The following is a 16041-nucleotide window of genomic DNA, read 5'->3' as shown; positions in this document are numbered from 1 at the left end:
TACTGGTTCAAAGCTGGCAAATCATTAATGATAGACTCATCAACGCTTTCGCTGTTCAGTTTTCAAAGAGCATTTTTTGTCGAACGTTTTACATCTTATCACGTTCGTTATTTGCGAGTCAAGAAGTTTTTTGTTGAATCTTGTTTTCTTTTCTTGTGTTTTGTCGTCGTTCTTGGCGACAAGGAATAATCTATCACATCTAAAAATAGAATACAAGGTTTTTTTGCTAGTTTTTTAAAAAACCTTTGTACAAATCAAAAAGGGCCCCTCTAAACAAGAGGCCCCGCTACCCTTTCTCTTCTCTATATGGAGCTTACTGCGCCGTATATCCACCATCGATGACGACTGCTTGCCCTGTAATGCCTTGCGCTCTCTTGCTCGCCAAAAATGCAGCGTAGTCCGCCACCTCCTGCACTTGCAGCAGCCGCTTTTGCGGAACGAGCGGATAAATGACTTCCTCCATGACTTTTTCCAATGGCACATTCCGCGTTTTGGCCAGATCAGCCAATTGGTTCTGAACTAGCGGCGTATCGACATAACCTGGGCAGATGGCATTGACCGTAACCCCATCTGCTGCCCCTTCAAGCGCTGCTACTTTGGTCAAACCGATCACCCCGTGCTTGGCACTGTTGTAAGCGGCCTTGCCTGCAAAACCGATCAGGCCATTGATCGACGCCATGTTGATGATCCGTCCATACCCTTGCTGTTTCATGATCGGAAATGCATGCTTGATGGCGATGAAAGGGGCCGTCAGCATGATTCTGATCATTTGCTCGAACTTGGCGGTAGGAAAGCCTTCAATAGGCGAAACGAACTGAAGCCCTGCATTGTTCACCAAAATATCGAGCTTGCCGAATGTCTGCACCGCTTGCTGGATACTTTGCTGCATCTGCTCCTCGTTCGTCACGTCGGCACTCACGCTCACAGCCTCGTAGCCTTCGTTTTGCAACTGGAGCGCTGCTTGCTCGGCAGCGTCCCGATTCAAATCCAGCAGCATGACTTTTGCACCCTCAGAAGCGAACGTCCTCGCGATCTCCAGCCCGATCCCGCTCGCTGCACCTGTCACCAAAGCCACTTGATTATTCAACAGTTTCTCCATACTCCTGCTCCTCTCCAAAACACTCTCTCTTCCCGTTCAAGGCGGGCTGCTATGTTGCAAATGACCAAGCCAATCTAGAAAATCGATACCGCGAAAGCCAACAGAAAGACAGCGGCTGTTTTCAATACAGTGATCGCAAAAATGTCCTTGTACGACTGACGATGTGTCAAGCCAGTGATAGCCAGCAGGGTAATGACTGCTCCGTTGTGCGGCAGCGTATCCATCCCCCCAGAAGCCATCGAAGCAATCCGGTGCAACAGCTCAGGACTGATTCCAGCAGCATTGGCCATCTCCAGGTATTGCTTGCCCATGACCTCCAGCGCAATCGACATCCCGCCAGAAGCGGAACCGGTCACGCCTGCCAACACGTTTACGGCTACGGCTTCGGACACCAGGGGATGATCGCTTGCCCCCAAAATCCAGCCTTGGATCAGCTTGAAGCCAGGCAATGTTTTGACGACGTTACCAAAACCTACTTCGGACGCGGTATTGAAAATCGCCAGCAAAGCTCCCATCGCAGCAGCAGTCAGTCCGCTCGCCAGCTTGTTTTTCACCTGCTTGACGTTGATGAGCAGCGCTGCGAGAATCCCCAGGCTAAGGGAAATGATCAACGCCCAGGACGACACGACGTTTTTCACTTTTTCGATTTTGAACGAGTCTTTGAGCATGGTGGCATCATACCAGCCCTCCACTGTCCAGATGCCCCGGCTGAACAAGTAATTGCCGACAAGGACAAGCGCCAACGGCAAAATCGCTACCCAGATGTTCATGTAGGACTCGGTTTTCAGAAGCTCTGGTTCATTCGAATGCCCCTCGCCGTAACCTTCTCCGGCGGCTGCGGCTTGCTTGCGTCTCCGCTCCAGCCACGCCATCCCTCCGACGAATACGATAATCGCTCCGATAATGCCGACGACCGGAGCCGCATAAGCGTCTGTACCAAAATAAGTAGTAGGAATGATGTTCTGAATTTGCGGCGTACCCGGCAAAGCATCCATTGTGTACGTGAACGCACCGAGCGCGATCGTTCCCGGGATCAGACGTTTTGGGATGTTCGCTTCACGGAAAATCGCTGCGGCAAACGGGTAGACAGCAAAGGCAACGACGAACAGCGAAACCCCGCCATACGTCAAAATCGAACATGCCAGCACGACAGCCAAAATCGCACGGTTGGAGCCCAGCGCCTTCACGATCGTATGCGCGATCGACGAAGCTGCTCCACTCAACTCCATGACTTTTCCGAAAATGGCACCCAGCAGGAAAATAGGGAAAAATGATTTCACATAGTTTGCTGCATTGGTCATGAACGTTTCCGTATAGCTTGGCAGAAGCGCGATTCCCGACAAAACGACCGCGAGCAGCGTAAAGATCGGGGCAAAGACGATAACAGGGTAGCCCCGGTACGCAAAAAACATCAGAAGGCCGAGCGCGATCACGATAGACAACACTTCAATGATCATAGGATTCTCCTTTCAGATTGCCCTCCAGCTTGGAGGCGCAGTGTTTATAATCACCGCAAAAGAAACCGCTTACAACCGTTTCTGAATTGCATGGATCGTGCCAACTCTGTCACCTTTTCGACAAATCCAGCATTCGCGCCACTTTGTAGTCACCGGGCACCGACACCCGAATGATAGCGCTTGCAAAATTTCCGGATTTCCGGAATTATGCGTCCGCTTTTTTGGAATCTAGCAAAAAACTAGCCAAAAACAGCTCCGGCAAAATGTCAAAACCTTCTGCCGTCGACACCTTTCTCCTTTTTTCTATTCCGGAAACGCGGAATCTGGCAAAAATAATAGCCGGGAACTCGGCCTTGTCGCCCTGTCCCGGCTTTCAGTACGCATCCATTATTTCCGTTGGGAATACTTCTCCCACTTTTCATAAAAGCTGGACTTGCTGATTTGCAGCAACTTGGCTGCCTCCAGCTTGTTTCCGCCCGTTTGCTGCATCGCAAGCGCAAGCGCCTCCTGCTCCGTCTGTTCCATGAGCTGCTTTAAAGGCATAAGCTCTCTGAACGGCGCATCCGCCACAGGAACAACTGCCGTCTCGTCCGATGCCGGCAGCCAAATGTGCTCTTTTTTCAGCACATCGTCCTCCATCAGATGCAATGCTCTCTCCAGCACATTCCGCAGCTCGCGTACGTTCCCCGGCCAAGCATAGCCCCGCAGCACATTCCAGACCTCTTCGTCGATCACTTTGACCGTGATGCCTGTAGACTCGCCCAGTTGCTTGAGCAGGTTGGATACCAGCTCCGGCAAATCTTCCAGCCGCTCTCTCAGCGGAGGGATCGACAAGGTGACTACGTTCAGACGGTAGTAAAGGTCGGCGCGGAACTTCCCTTCCTTGATGCTCTGCAACAGATCGAGGTTCGTGGAAGCAATCACCCGCACGTCGATTGGCGTCGTCCGGACAGCGCCAACCCGCTCCACTTCCTTTTCCTGCAAAACGCGCAAAAGCTTGGCCTGCAAAGGCAGCGGCATATCCCCGATCTCATCGAGCAGAATCGTCCCGTGATTGGCCAGCTCGAACTTGCCCTTTTTCCCGCGGCGAACCGCTCCGGTGAACGCTCCTTCTTCATAGCCAAACAGCTCCGATTCCAGCAAAGTATCCGGGATCGCCGCACAGTTCACGCGAATGAACGGCCCCATCTTCCGTTTGCTCTGCGCGTGAATCGCGTGGGCAAACAGCTCCTTGCCTGTCCCGCTCTCCCCGGTAATCAATACCGTCGAATCGCTGGTCGCCACCTTTTGGGCAAATTTTTTCAGTTCCTGCAGCTTTTGGCTGTATCCGACGATCTGGTCAAAATGATAGGTCGCCCCCATCCTGCGCCGCAGTTCTTTCTTATAGTAAGTCAGCTCGTCCTTCAGCTGATCGACCATCGCAGCCAGGGCAGTCAGCTCCTGCACATCCTGAAACAGCACCGTTCCGAGTACAGCGATCACGTTGCCCTCGTCCATGATCGGAATGCGGTGGGCGATCATCTTTTGTCCCTTGATTTGCTGGATATCCGCAATCTCCGCTACACCTGCCTGGCCGACAATGTGCATCCGCGTATTTTCGATCACATCTGTAACGGGTTTGCCGATGACATCCTGCACGTTCAAAAATTCCCGATAGCTCCGGTTCATCAAAAGGATTTTGCCGTCCCTGTCCGTCACGATCATCGGCTCATGGGCATTCTCGAAGACGACCTCAAGCAACTTGCTGATTTGTTGGAGATTCCAATCCAACTGGGGCTCCCCCTTTGTCTGGTAGATCGCTTGAATGACAGCTCCTCATGATTCCATGAGCGACGGAAGCTGCGCCTGCATTTGTTTTGCCAAACGCTTGGGAGCTGCACACAAGTAACCCTCCAGCAAATAGTCCGCAAGCAGGCTGTAATCCGCAACGTTTTGGGCGCGAATGGAAACCCAGCCGTGGTGACCGATATACGGCGTCTTGTAAAAGTGCTCCTGGGCGAGCAACAGCTCTTGTGTCGTCTTGAGCACTTTGAAGGAGAGGGCGGGGCCTTCTGCGCCCCCCTCTCCCATAATGACAAACGGCTTGTCGCTTACCCGAAACGACGTATGCCCGAAGCCATCGACCTTTTCCGTCACTTCAGGCCAGCGGATCGCAAGCTCCCTGACCGCCGCTTCCATTTCCAGCCCTTCCTTGGACGTAATCCGCTCATGCGTCATCTGATCGCAACCCCCATCCTCTATCACCAATTTTCCTTGCCGCTTTTCCGCCGTTACGGCTGTTTCCTCATGATCCAATCTGTTCTGCGCTTGGCATCGGCTTTCCTTCTTTTACGCGATACAGCGGCAGTATAAAGCTCAGGCCAATCAAAAACAGAATCGCCGCGATTTCATACACAAGCATGAGGGAAAGATGCAGCTTCAGCACCCCTGCCACGCTCATCATGATCACCATGGAACCTGTAAACAGCGGGGTCAAAATGCCGTTTACCCGTCCGATAAAGGAGCTTTCCGTATATTTGAGCAGCATCGTATTGATCCCGATCTGAATGCACGGCAACAGCAATCCGGCCAAAAGCTGGGCGAGCAGCGTCAGCCACAAGTGAGTAGACACCCCGCATACGCCAAGGGCAACGGCATTGCCCAGCATTCCGAGAACGAGCAGCCTTTGCGGAGGCACATTTTTCGCCAGCGCCATCGTCAGCGCCCCTCCTACAATCATGCCCACACCTTGAACCATCAACAGCCATTGCAGGCTCTCCTTAGGCAGCTGGAGCTGTTCGGTCACCAGGAATATCGCCAGAGGCTGCACCATTCCTATACCTAGCCCCGCTGCCATGAAACAGATGCCCAACAAGGATAACACGCGACTTCTGAGCACATAGCGAATCCCGCTCGCCATCTCTTCCAGCAAGGCAGATTCCTGCTTTTCTCCCTCTTCCACCCGATCAGGCGGCAACATGTACAGCACCCCGGCAGAAGCCAGAAAGGCAACGGCCGTAATGATCATAGATACTTCCATCCCCCATTGCTGGAACACAAATGTACCCAAGATTGGCCCCAGAACCATAAAGATGGCAAAAAGCGTCTGATAGGCGGACATCCCCGCTTGCATCTGCTCCGCCGGAACATGCAGCTTGAACAGTTTCATGCCCGATGGTTGGGAAAACTGCGAGAGCACGGCCGAGATCAGCGTTGCGAAAAAGATCGCCTTCCACGTTCCGAAGACAAACGTGACCAGTACGGCAATCACGGACAAGGCACTGAGCACATCGCACCAGACCATCGTTCGTTTCGGCCGCCAACGGTCAGCAAACGTTCCCGCGAGAAAAGAAAACAGAAAGATCGGCGCGTATTCCGCGACAGAAATCATGGAAACAGCGAACGGATCGCCTCCGGTATGGTCCATGACATACAGCAGTATGGCAAAATTGCGTACCCATATCCCGATTTGCAAGAACAAGCCCGACAACAAAATCGCCCTGACGTACCGATTTTTAAGCATATTTGACATAAAAAAGCCTCCTTATCCATTTGCGATCTGGACAGGAGGCACAGCATATCATCGTCAAAAAGATATAGAAACCCTCTGCAAAGAAACATCAAAGGCTCTACCATCCATTTGCCAATATGCACACATACTACTCCCATCCAAAAAACGCATCGTCTTATCCGATTGTTTTTGTGGAAACAGGAGTTAGTAAATCATTGGCTTGATGGTCACCCTTTCTTGTAGAGTGTCCCAAGAGTACCACAAAAAGTAACTGCCTGACAAGAAAAAATGTTCCCCTCTTGTCCTGCGCTACGCTTTATCCACAAACGTGATCCGCTCGGCTGCCGGAACGCGCGGCTGCGGGCTTGGAATCGCTGCCGGATAGCCGATGTGCAGGTTACCCAACACTTTTTCTCCCGGAGCAATGCCCATCGCCTCACGAAATTCCGGCTCGTGAATCCAAGGGTAAGTCTCCCAGGTCAGACCGATGCCTTTTTCCCACGCCAGCAAGCTGAAATTGTGGATGACGATGCTGGTGGACGCGAAATCATCCTGACGCTCGATCAGGTTGGGGCTTTCCTTCATAATAACTGTCATCAGCATCGGAATCGCCATGATTTTGTTGTAGAACTTTTCCCCTACTTCTTTCTTTTTGGCAGGGTCCACTTCGCGTTTTTCCTTCATGATCCGCACCGCTTCAGCGATTCTTCTGCGGCCTTCGCCATGCGTCACAATAAAACGCCACGGCTGGGTCATATGGTAGTTAGGCGCCCAAACGGCTGTATCCAACAGCTCGGCCACCAGCGCCCGGTCTACCTCGCGATTTTCAAAACGGTGAATCGAGCGGCGTTCTCTGATCAATTTTGCCAGTTCCATTTTCGTTCCTCCCTTTTTGCTTTCTCTCCCAAAATCAGAGGAGCGCCCCTTGCTCAAAGTGGCGCCCTCCTCCCGACTCTATCCAAATGGACTGCTTTTCTCTATTTTTTGGCTCTGCTAAGCAGATAGAAGAAATACGGCACCCCGATGATCGAGATGACAATGCCAACCGGCAGTTCAACCGGAGTGAATACGGTCTTGGCGATAAAGTCCGCCGCAATCACCATCAACATCCCGATTGTGCCGGATAGCGGCAAAACATGTCTGTGAGCAATACCCGTCAGGCGCTTGGCTATATGCGGAGCCATCAGACCGACAAAACCAATGCTGCCGGAAACGGAAACGCACGCGCTTACGATCCCGATACTGGACAGCAAGAGCCGATTGCGTTCTTTTTCCACCGACACCCCAAGGCTTTTCACCGATTCCTCGTTTAGCTGCATCAAGTCGAGAATATGCCCTTTGCGCAACAAGACAGGAACAAGCAGGATCAACCAGGGGAGCATTCCGCTAATATGCGTCCAGTTGGCGTTCCAGATGCTTCCGGTCAGCCAGACAGTAGCCATTTCAAAATCGTTCGGGTTCATTTTCAGCGACAAGTACAAAGCTACTGCTCCCAGCCCTGATCCGATCGCGATCCCGACCAGGATCAGCCTTTGCGGGTCAAGTGTTCCGTTGCGCCAGGCAAACATGTAAATCAACGCGGCGGCCAACAAGCCCCCGGCCAGACCAAACAGCGGCATTGCCATGATGGAGAACCAACTGGCATCCGTAAACTGTCCCTGGAAGAAAAACATGAATGCTACGACAGACGCACCTGCCCCGGCGTTGATCCCCAAAATCCCCGGATCAGCCAGACCATTGCGGGTAATGCCTTGAATGACAGCACCTGCAACACCCAAGCCATAGCCGACCAACGCTGCAATGACAATCCGCGGCAACCGAAATTCAAAAATAACGAGGTCCTGCTCAGGAGACGACCCGAGCCGCAACAAAGTGCGAACCACATCCATCACGGACATGTCGAACACGCCGTTTGTGATGCTAATGTAAGTTGCCAGTACAATCAGGATTATCTTGACTGTCAGAACCAGACGAAATCTGCTTCTGTTATCACGCATGCTTGCCTCCCCCTCTCTTGTAAATCAGATAGAGGAAGAACGGCACACCGATAAATGCGGTAACAACTCCAATTGGCGTCTCAAACGGGCTGTTCATGAAGCGGCTGAAGACGTCAGACAAGCCAAGGAAAACGGCTCCCATCACGCCTGCGCACGGAACAATCCAGCGATAGTCCAGGCCGACCAGGAAACGGGTCATATGGGGAATAATTAGCCCGACAAATCCGATTTTTCCGGCTAATGCTACCGAAATGCCTGTAAGAATAACGACAGCCGTCGTTGCCAGCACTTTGACCAAGACCGTCTTTTGTCCCAGACTGAGCGAGATTTCCTCCCCCAACGACAAAATCGTAATGGACTTGGACAAGAACAGAGCCATGATAATGCCGACGACAGCAAAAGGAACCGCCAGCCAAATCAGCCCCGGTTCAAGCTGATGCAACCGCGCGTTATACCAGAAGCTTACATTTTGCGAGACTTGAAAATAAGAAGCGATAGCCGCAGAGACACCGCTCAAAAACGTTCCCGTAATCGTCCCGATTACCGCCAAAGCGACAGGCGAAAATCCATTGGGCAACAGCCTGGACAATCCGAGTACCATCACAACTGCCAGCGCCGAACCAGCCAACGACATGAAAATCATTGTCGTATTCGACGAAGCAGGCATCAGCACCATGCACAAGGTAATGGCAAAGGCCGAACCATCGGATACCCCCATAATAGAGGGGGACGCGAGGTAGTTCCTCGTCATCCCCTGCATCAATGCTCCTGATATTGCCAAAAACGCTCCGATCATGAGTGCGCCCAACACTCGTGGCAAACGGGAATGCATAATGATTTGATGATTCACATTCCCTTCGTCAAACTGGAAGAGAGCTTGATAGACGGTGTATGCGTCAATCTGCTTAGCCCCGTACAGAATAGACAACACGATCACTAGCGCAATCGCTACGGGCGAAATCGCAAGTATGAGGATAGGTACTGCTTTTTTTGATTGCATGCGATTAACCTCGCCTACTATTACTTGGCAGACAATTTTTCAACAGCAGCTTTCAGGAAGTGTACTTTACTCCAAGCTGTTCCGCCTTGTGCGAGCGGATCAACCACGTTTACGAATACTTTGCCGTTTTTCACAGCGTTGATGCTCTTCCAGATCGGGTTGTTTTCCAAATCTTCCAGTGCTTTTGGATTGTCTTTGTTCTCATCCGCAGAGAATTGGACGAAAATGTAATCCGGGTTCATTTCGCTGAATTTCTCCAGCGAAACCACTTCTTGTGCCTTCGCTGCTTTTACTTCTGCTGGTGCTGTGAAACCCAATTCAGAGTAGAGGGATGGGTTGAAGAACACTTTTTCCGGATAAATGTTGATACTACCTTGGCGCAAACGGATTGCTACCACTTTCTTGTCTTTCACGCCCTCACCCAATTGAGTTTTTGCTGCCTCGACTTCTTTTTTGTAGTCGTCGATCACTTTTTGAGCCTCAGCTTGTTTGCCAGTCAATTCACCCAGCAAGAGCAGGTTTGCTTCCCAGTTGGTGGAAATGTGGGAAACCGGGAACGCTGTAGTGATTTTGGTCAATTTCTCAAAAGTTTCAGGCGGGAACTTGCTGCTGCCCAGAATGACTTCTGGTTTCATGGACACGATGCTTTCCAGGTTCAGCTGGATTTTCTCGCCAGTGGATTTTGCTTCTCCGGTGATCGGAGCAAACATCTCAGGGAACTTGCCACCGATGGAAATGGCCCCAACCGGTTTTACGCCGAGCACGAGCGCATCTTCCATGGACTCCATGCTGCCTGTGATAGCGATCCGTTCTACTTTGCTTGGGACAGTGTATTCTTTATCGAGGTATTTGATCGTGCGTGTCTCTTGTTTGGCACCCTCTTCAGCAGGTTTTTCCGCTGTTGTCGTAGTCGCAGCAGGTGTGGTGCTGTTGTTCGTGGCTGTGGAGTTTGCAGCCTGGTTGCCGCCGCACGCAGTCAGTGCAATTGCCAGCATGGCGATGCTAAGACCCAGATATACCTTTTTCATTACTTGAAAAGCCCCTCTCATATGTTTGTATATGATCTTTATTGATAACGATTATCATTCGTGATTATAATGCATCTGCTTATCCGCGACCATGGACGATATCCAGAATCGTCATGGACGATCTCCTGAAAATAGACGCAAGCATTGGTCAAGAACCCGATTATGGGCAAGGGCTGAATACTCTCGCCACGGATCGGAAGTAATCAGGTACGCCCGGTTGTTTCGCACCGCTTTCAAATCCCGCCACTGCGCAGACAGCTTCAACTGTTTGAAGGTTTCCAAAGTCTCGGCTTCCTGGCAAACGAGCATCAGCACCCTGTCAGGATTAAGCGCAGCCACATCGGCAAGCGATACGGTCTGATCGTAAACATCCTCTGTCGTAACAAAAGCCGGCTTCACTTGCAGCCCTTTGTAAAAAACCTCGTTCATGCTGCGATTGCAGTGCACAGTCAGCTCATTTTTGAACACGCGCAAAATGAGAAACGTTTCTTCCTCAAGCGTTTTTCGCAGCCCTTCCCGTCCTCTGGCCATTTTCTCGTCATAGGCAGCCAGCCAGTGTCTGGCCTCCACCGACTCTCCCAAAAAATCGCCGATCATCAGCAACTGCTCTCTCCATCCTTGCGCTTCGTATGGCACGAACAAAGTTGGCGCAATGCGAGCAAGCTGCTCGGTCTCCTGTTCATTGGCCTTGTCCAGCGAAATGATTACATCGGGCTTGGCTTCTTGCAGCATTTCGATGTTTGCCTTCCAGTTTTCATTCTGGCGAAACGCGCTCAGATGGACGGGGATGTCGTTTCGGTAGTTTTGGTAGTAATAGGCCGTCCATTTCGGATGCAGTGGAGCTGCGAACGGCATCATTTTCAATGCCAGCATCTGCCCAATGATCGGGGCGCGATAGGCGGCGATTTTGCGCTGGCGGCTTTTCATATAAAAGGTAGGCGAAACTCCCACCTCTTTTTTGAATTTGCGGCTGAAGTAAAACTCGTCGTTGTATCCTACCTGGTGAGCGATTTCACGCAGCTTTACGTGGGATTGCGCCATGAGCTGCTTCGCCCGGCTAATGCGCAGCTCCGTGACGTAATCCATCGCGGATACACCGTATGTTTTCTTGTACAAATCCACGAAGTATTTCGGGCTGACTTCGGCAATCCGGGCGAGCTGCTCAATCGTGATATTTTGCGAGTAATGCTCTTCCATGTAGGCACGTGCTCGTTCCAGCGCTGTAGCTGAATCTTGCGCCGTGAAATCGACGTTCTTCACGATGTGGTACCACATTTCTTGAAACATGGTCTGGCTGCGAAAACGGTCGATCCCGCCTGCCTGCTGCCATAGCTCTGCAATCGAATCGCAGTACAGCACAAGCTGCCCCGCGGAGCGGACAGATACTTCCCCCATTAATGGAAACTCGTGCTCTTCCCGCAATACGCGAAGACGTCTCCTTCTCTGCTTGGACTCGCTAAACGCGTCGAAGCGCATGACGTACATCTGCAATTCGTCAACCGAGTCTGGATCGATCCCGAACGTGCTCATCGGGGGGCATATATAAATCGCATCCTGACGCAACTGATGCTCGACATTTTCCAATCGCAAACGACCTCTCCCGCCGGTTACGATCAGCAATATGTGTGAATTTGTAAACTGTTGGCGCAGACGTTCATGCTCGTCTCCTTTTATCCAGGCAATATCGCGGAGCTTGAACATGACATCGGCCATCACATGCTCGGTAAACTCCTGGAACATCGCTTGTCTGTCATTCATCTTGGTCACACCTTCAGTCTTGCAGAATATTTCTTCACGGCTCTCTATGTACAAACAAATGGATCGATTGGTTTTTTGATAACAATTCTCATTTCTGTGCTAAAAGTATATCAAACTCATCCATCTCTTCCTATCTTCAATTATTAGCAGCGCCAACAGCGCCAAAAAAGCCCCACCTCCACAAAGCCGGGCTTTCTGACGCTGTATCATGCACCTGCGGGCCTTGTCATACGCTGCCCGCTTCGCTCATATATTTTACTATTTTGGCGACGTAGTGCTGCGTTTCTTCGGGAGCCAGCAACAGCCACTGTTTGTCCGCTTGCTGAGCGGCCATCCGAACGTGGTTTTTCCCCCAGTTGTACGCCCCTAGAGCCATGGGCAGATCGCCTGCAAATTCATGCAACAGCTCCTTGATGTACATGGCTCCGCCTACGATGTTTTGCCACGGATCGTTCCGATCCACGCCCAGCCCCTGCGCTGTCTTCTGCTTGAGCTGCATGATTCCGAACGCTCCTGCTGTACTCATGCCCGCATTTTGGCCGAAATCGGACTCTGCATAGGCGATTCCGTAGAGCAGACACGGATCGAGTTGAAACAGGCGCGCTGCTTTGTCCAGCCACTTTTTCACTCGCCTGCACTGCTCGTCATCTTCTGCGATTCGCTGCGGAATGCGCAAAAACTGGCCGATCTGGATCAGATCAGAGACGAGTCGGTTCGCCTCGCGCAGCCTCTCGATACTTATCCCGTAAGTCTGGGCAATTCCCCACAAACTCTCTCCTGGCTTGACCGCATGCACCGTGTCGCTGCTGCAAATCGGCTGGCCCAGCCGCAAGAACTTTTCTTCTCGCTGCATAGATGCTGTCCTGTCGTTAGCGACAATCCCTTCCTCTACAAGCGTGCGAATGATAGATTTGGCGCGCTGTTCGTACGTATGGGCTTGAACCGTCCGCATCGCCTGTGCCTGAAGTTCCCTTCGCTCGCCACTTTTTTCCATATAATATGAAAGCAATTCTGCTGTCTGTAGCGGAGACGAAGATGCCAGCCTATCATGGCCGGGAGTAAAAATCCGCCTTAAACCGGAAGCTTCGCGCGCGAGCAACAAACTGCCACACGCTGCGGCTTCCAGCATGCGTTGCGAAATATGCTGTTCGGACGATTGCAATTCGATCACGATGTCCGCTTCCTGATAGACCCGTCTTGCTTCCAGAGGACTTGGCTTAGACATCGTCCCGTTCTGCGGAATGCTCCAGCCAAAAAACGGCTGCATCTGCCCCCACTCTTTTCCATAAAAGCGAGCCGGGATGCGCTTCGCAAGCAGAGGCCAGATGAGCGTATGCAGTGCGTCAGCGAGCTCATGCCCCCACTGATGCCGATACATATAAGGAAACGGAGAAAATACAACTGCCACAGGTGTGCGCGATTCGTCGGGGGTTGGGCTTTCGCCTGGGCCATACCACTTGGGGTCGTAGCCAACATCCATGTGCGCCGCCCGGATTCCAGCCGCTTCGTAGCTCGGAACACTTTCTGGCGAGACGGTAAAAACAAAATCTGCCTGCATCCGCAAAGCTACAGGCAGTGACCACATATCCAAGAAAGCAGGATCTTGCTCTGCCCAGTAAATCAGAGGTACTCGCGCCTTTTTGGCTTGCTCGCCCGCATACGCTTGCTGCGTGGGAGTCAGCTCTGGCCCCCAGCCTGTCATCATGATGAAATCCGGTTGGAAGCGCTGGAGCAGCGCAGGCAGATTGGACTCCGTCAACAGCCCGGAAATCATCACTTGATGTCCGGCATCGCAAAAACCGTGCGGCAATCCGTGAAGGAGCGCCTGATTTTTTTCCAGAAACAAAATTCTCATGTGCTCCCTCCGCCGCTTTCGTTTGCTTCGCGGCTGCGCTCCCTGATTTTCAAGTATTGGTCGATGTAAATATCATAGGAAGTAAGCCCGTTCTCCTTCATGATGTGTTCGATCGTCACCCCGTAGGTTTGGGCAATTTTCCAGAGCGTATCTCCCCGGCGGACATCGTGCACTTCATAGCGTTGCCGGATTCGCTCCGGGTAGGAGATCAGCTCGCCTGGTCCAGTCGCAGTCTCGCTATCGGTGGACAAAATTCCTTGCGCTTGCAGCACCTGCACCATGTAATCTGCGCGGTGTTGATAGGACGCATGGCGAACAACCCGTCTTCCTTGCTCCTGAATTTGTTTGCGTTCCTCCGGATGCTGCAAATAGTGCTCGATGATTTGCCGCGTCTCGTGAGATGTGGAAGCCGCGAGCAGGTCTTTTCCTGACGTGAACATGCTGCGGACTGCCAGTGTATCCTGTGTAACAAGGAAGCCTCCCGATCCCAAAATCTCATACGTCCGCTGTGTCAGCTGCGTCTCGTAGTTTTGCAGGCCAATGACGATGTCTGCCGAGCTGTACACCTTGTGGGCATCCGGGTAAGACAAATAACCGTGAATCCACTCTTGCGGGATGTCCAGCCCCAGATATGGTTTCATTTTGTCCCAGTCGCGGCCGTAAAAGTCGATGCGCATGTTGGCATGAAGCAGCGGACGAATGAGCGTAAACAGGGACACCAGCCGAAAATGGTCAGCATGCTGCTTGAAGACGTGCGGATACGCATTGGCAACAACGGCGATCGATGTACGATACGCATCCTCTGCCGGAACGGGACAATGAATGCTGGAATGGAATCCAAAATCCATGTGTGCCGCCTTGATCCCTCGTTGTGCGTAATAATCTACCCGCTCGGAGCAAATCGTAAAGACAAAGTCAGGTTGCACCCTTTGAATCAGCGGCATCGTAAAGCTCTCTGTAAACGTAGGGTCTTCTGTCGCCCAGTAAATGAGCGGAACATCCGCCTCATGCACATACCGATTAATCCAGTCCAGTTTGACAGCCGTTTGCTCAGGCCCCCAGCCGATGGCGATCACCAAATCTGGCTGAAACTCCCCGAGCATCTCGGGAATGTTTTGCTCCGTCAACGGCCCTGAAATCATCACATCGTGTCCTGAATCGCGAAATCCGTTTGGCAGCCCGTGAATCCACATGGGGTGGCTTTCCAAGAACAATACTCGCATTTTCTCACCTCGCCGTCCTTCCTTCCTGTTTCCGTTCCCTCAGGTTCCCTTGGCTCGGGCAAATGCCTGCAATTTTCCAAGTGCATACTGAATGAGTTTTTGATTTTGGCAGTCAATTCCGTAAAATAGTGTCCAAAAGCTGATCGTCTTGACGTAAAATGATGTTATGCGGTCAAAAAACACCGGGTCAGTCTCCCTGGTGTAATAGCTCAATACTTTGTGGGCAAAGGCTGCGCCGTACGCCCTGTAAATCCCGACAAAATCGTAGGCGGGGTCTCCTACTCCCATTGCGCCGAAGTCGATAATCCCGTTCAGCCGCCTTTTCTCGAAGTCGTAGAGCAGGTGCTCAGGCTTCAAATCGTTGTGCAACAGCGCCGGCTTGAACGCGAAGTAGTCCGGATTCGCCACAAACGCCTGAAAGGTCTGCCTGGTCCACTGTTGCAGCTCAAGAGGCATATAAGAAAAAGCCTTCCGTTCAATTCGCTTCAGAAGATTTTCGTAAAAAGCTTTGGTCAACGCCGGGTCAATCGCCTTGTCGAACGACTTTTCCAGCGGATAGGAATGCAGCCCGCTCAAAAATCCCCCAATCGCTTTGGCTACTTGCTCTTGTTCCTTGTCAGACAGTCCGCTCATCTCTTCACGAAAAAGCGGCTTCCCGTAAATCATCGGGTATCCGACGTACTTGATGTCGTCTGTCTGCGTGGAGGAATAGACAAACTGGGGAATCGCCACAGGCACCATAGGCCCTAGCAGCGGTAAAATTTGCATCTCCCGGCTGATGATCGCTTTCGCCTCCTCTGTCTTGGGGAAGCGGAAAATCATCTTTTCTCCTACGATGACGACAAAATTGCTCCAGCCTGTATCGTCCACGCGAAATGTTTCGTTTCGCAGCTCCGGATATCGGTCTTGCAGCAGCTTGCGCAAAGGCTCGAGTTGCACACGAAATACGCCCCTTTCCAGACCGCATTCATACTCAATTGATGTATTGTATGACTTGGCTTACGAAAGGCAACGATAAAAAAGCCCCTAATGAAGCCTGCCTAGCAACATTTGGGGTTTTGCCGATAGGTATGTGCTGAATAGAAAAAAATTTTTTAACAATACTCAGCAAATATAGTATAATGGTGATAATGA

The 16041-nt window shown here is 51.7% G+C and carries 14 protein-coding genes; 1 reads left to right on the top strand and 13 read right to left on the bottom strand.

Annotated features, from left to right (window positions below; translation table 11 throughout):
- On the top strand, positions 1-189 hold a 189-nt coding region (locus EDM60_RS28900), incomplete at its 5' end, for a hypothetical protein (RefSeq protein ID WP_208715188.1).
- A 124-nt stretch (positions 190-313) separates the two neighbouring features.
- Here the strand turns inward: EDM60_RS28900 and EDM60_RS00495 are convergent.
- The 13 genes from EDM60_RS00495 to EDM60_RS00435 all read right to left on the bottom strand — a co-directional run bounded on the left by EDM60_RS00495 (position 314) and on the right by EDM60_RS00435 (position 15846).
- Positions 314-1099, bottom strand: coding sequence for a 3-hydroxybutyrate dehydrogenase (locus tag EDM60_RS00495; protein ID WP_122962218.1), 786 nt, complete (start codon positions 1097-1099; stop codon positions 314-316).
- A gap of 74 nt (positions 1100-1173) precedes the next feature.
- The gene (locus EDM60_RS00490) at positions 1174-2556 is read right to left on the bottom strand and encodes a GntP family permease (protein WP_122962217.1); all 1383 of its coding nucleotides are present in this window, start codon (positions 2554-2556) and stop codon (positions 1174-1176) included.
- A gap of 387 nt (positions 2557-2943) precedes the next feature.
- Complete coding sequence (locus tag EDM60_RS00485; RefSeq protein ID WP_122962216.1) at positions 2944-4326, bottom strand: sigma-54 interaction domain-containing protein; 1383 nt, start codon at positions 4324-4326, stop codon at positions 2944-2946.
- A gap of 45 nt (positions 4327-4371) precedes the next feature.
- A complete protein-coding gene (locus EDM60_RS00480; protein WP_229049794.1) occupies positions 4372-4851 on the bottom strand; it encodes an MmcQ/YjbR family DNA-binding protein in 480 nt (159 codons plus the stop codon).
- The gene (locus EDM60_RS00475) at positions 4841-6067 is read right to left on the bottom strand and encodes an MFS transporter (RefSeq protein WP_122962215.1); all 1227 of its coding nucleotides are present in this window, start codon (positions 6065-6067) and stop codon (positions 4841-4843) included. The genes EDM60_RS00480 and EDM60_RS00475 overlap by 11 nt, the downstream gene beginning before the upstream one ends.
- Before the next feature lie 288 nt (positions 6068-6355).
- Complete coding sequence (locus tag EDM60_RS00470; protein WP_122962221.1) at positions 6356-6922, bottom strand: nitroreductase family protein; 567 nt, start codon at positions 6920-6922, stop codon at positions 6356-6358.
- 101 nt (positions 6923-7023) lie between these two features.
- On the bottom strand, positions 7024-8043 hold the full coding sequence (locus EDM60_RS00465) for a FecCD family ABC transporter permease (protein WP_122962214.1): 1020 nt from the start codon (positions 8041-8043) through the stop codon (positions 7024-7026).
- A complete protein-coding gene (locus tag EDM60_RS00460) occupies positions 8036-9043 on the bottom strand; it encodes a FecCD family ABC transporter permease (protein WP_122962213.1) in 1008 nt (335 codons plus the stop codon). The genes EDM60_RS00465 and EDM60_RS00460 overlap by 8 nt, the downstream gene beginning before the upstream one ends.
- 20 nt (positions 9044-9063) lie before the next feature.
- The gene (locus EDM60_RS00455) at positions 9064-10071 is read right to left on the bottom strand and encodes an iron-hydroxamate ABC transporter substrate-binding protein (protein ID WP_122962212.1); all 1008 of its coding nucleotides are present in this window, start codon (positions 10069-10071) and stop codon (positions 9064-9066) included.
- 111 nt (positions 10072-10182) lie between these two features.
- The gene (locus tag EDM60_RS00450; protein WP_122962211.1) at positions 10183-11829 is read right to left on the bottom strand and encodes an AraC family transcriptional regulator; all 1647 of its coding nucleotides are present in this window, start codon (positions 11827-11829) and stop codon (positions 10183-10185) included.
- Positions 11830-12055: 226 nt separating this feature from the next.
- The gene (locus EDM60_RS00445; RefSeq protein ID WP_122962210.1) at positions 12056-13684 is read right to left on the bottom strand and encodes a DUF3880 domain-containing protein; all 1629 of its coding nucleotides are present in this window, start codon (positions 13682-13684) and stop codon (positions 12056-12058) included.
- Complete coding sequence (locus tag EDM60_RS00440; RefSeq protein WP_122962209.1) at positions 13681-14907, bottom strand: DUF3880 domain-containing protein; 1227 nt, start codon at positions 14905-14907, stop codon at positions 13681-13683. Before EDM60_RS00440 ends, EDM60_RS00445 begins: the two co-directional genes overlap by 4 nt.
- Positions 14908-14946: 39 nt before the next feature.
- Positions 14947-15846 carry a phosphotransferase family protein gene (locus tag EDM60_RS00435; RefSeq protein ID WP_122962208.1) on the bottom strand — a complete coding sequence of 300 codons (900 nt, stop codon included), beginning with the start codon at positions 15844-15846 and terminating at the stop codon, positions 14947-14949.
- Between the last annotated feature and the right edge of the window lie 195 nt (positions 15847-16041).

Origin of the sequence: Brevibacillus parabrevis (genome assembly GCF_003710905.1) — a bacterium.
In the GTDB taxonomy this organism is placed as follows: domain Bacteria; phylum Bacillota; class Bacilli; order Brevibacillales; family Brevibacillaceae; genus Brevibacillus; species Brevibacillus parabrevis.
The sequence above is the reverse complement of the archived record's forward strand: the minus strand, read 5'-3'. Positions and strand labels throughout refer to the sequence as shown.